This window comes from Bradyrhizobium sp. NBAIM03 (genome assembly GCF_020194055.1).
Taxonomy (GTDB): domain Bacteria; phylum Pseudomonadota; class Alphaproteobacteria; order Rhizobiales; family Xanthobacteraceae; genus Bradyrhizobium; species Bradyrhizobium yuanmingense.
The window spans coordinates 1-425 of sequence record NZ_JADYVS010000195.1; the positions used below are offsets into that span (position 1 = coordinate 1).

General features: G+C 75.8%; 1 protein-coding gene. It reads left to right on the forward strand.

Features of this window, described 5'->3' with window-relative positions:
* On the forward strand, positions 1-425 hold a 425-nt coding region (locus tag I6F21_RS38055; RefSeq protein ID WP_225184423.1), incomplete at its 3' end, for an ADP-ribosylglycohydrolase family protein.

The following is a 425-nucleotide window of genomic DNA, read 5'->3' on the forward strand; positions in this document are numbered from 1 at the left end:
GTGCTGCTGGGGCGCGAGCTGGTCCGTGGCGCCGGGCGACTCGACCCGCGGGCGTGGGCATCTGCGCTCGCGGACTGGGAGCAGAGCATGGCCGACCAGGGCTCTCTCGACCTGCTCGGACCCTCCACCTCGCGCGCCATTGCGCTGATCCGTCAGGGTGTCGACCCCGCGGAGGCTGGCCGCGGTGGGACCACGAACGGCGCGGCGATGCGGATCGCCCCGGTCGGCATCGCAGTGCCCTGGGGGCACGATGGCGTCTCCCGTGCGGCTTTCCTCGACGCCGTGGTCGCGGCCTGCCTGCCGACCCACCACACCTCGCTGGCGATCGCCGGTGCGGCGGCGGTCGGCGCCGTGGTGTCCGCAGGCGTGGGGGGAGCCGCCGACCGCCACGGCTGGCGTGAGGTGGCGCTGGAGGCGGCAGAGGG